The organism is Paenibacillus sp. N119s, assembly GCF_059447605.1.
In genome coordinates this window covers 1-827 of sequence record NZ_JCAJRU010000471.1, presented here as the reverse complement: position 1 = coordinate 827, position 827 = coordinate 1, and the positions used below count along the sequence as shown (strand labels likewise).

At 58.9% G+C, this 827-nt stretch carries 1 protein-coding gene; it reads right to left on the bottom strand.

Annotated features, from left to right (window positions below):
• A partial coding sequence (locus tag AC5V8P_RS25825) for a condensation domain-containing protein (protein ID WP_495474087.1) occupies positions 1-827 on the bottom strand: 827 nt, incomplete at both ends.

The following is an 827-nucleotide window of genomic DNA, read 5'->3' as shown; positions in this document are numbered from 1 at the left end:
CCGCTGACATCTACAATGTCCAGCGTGTATAGTTCGCCTTCCTCTACGCTGCGGTTCCAAGCGACATAACCCTGCTCCGTCTCACGGAATACCGTGCGCAGTGCGTCATGATGCTGGACAATACGGTCCATCGTACGGCGCAGCGCGTCAACATCAAAGCGCCCGGCTCGGTACAGCATCATGGCCTGGTTACTGTGGTGCAGGTCAGCCGGCTGCTGCTCGAAGAACCACCGCTGAATAGGTGTCAGTTCCACCTGGCCTACGACTTCTTCCTGACTGGCCATCTTGCCATCGGTACGAAGCAGCGGACTGAGCGATGCTACCGTTGGATGACTGAACAGATCCTTCATGTTCAGTCGGTAACCTGCTTGCAGCAAACGGGACGAGACTTGCAAGGCCTTAATCGAATCGCCGCCCAGCTCGAAGAAGTTATCCTGCGTGCCCACGGCTTCCACGCCCAGCACTCCGGCCCATACCGCAACCAGTACCTGCTCCACCTTCGTATGCGGGGCCACATAGGCTGCTCCCGTATGGATGCTGCCTTCCGGCTCCGGCAAGGCCTTACGGTCGATTTTGCCGTTGCTCGTCAGCGGGATCGTCTCCAGTCGTATCAGACGTGCAGGCACCATGTGTGCTGGCAGCCCGGCTTCCAGTGCGGCCTGCACTTCCTCGATCCGCAGCTCAGTTTCTCCCGTGAGGTATCCGCACAAATACTTGTGCCCACGCTCGTCCGTCCGGTCGATGACTACGGCTTGACGCACACCCGGCACCTGCTGGATCGCGGTTTCAATCTCGCCTAACTCAATCCGGTACCCGCGGATTTTGAC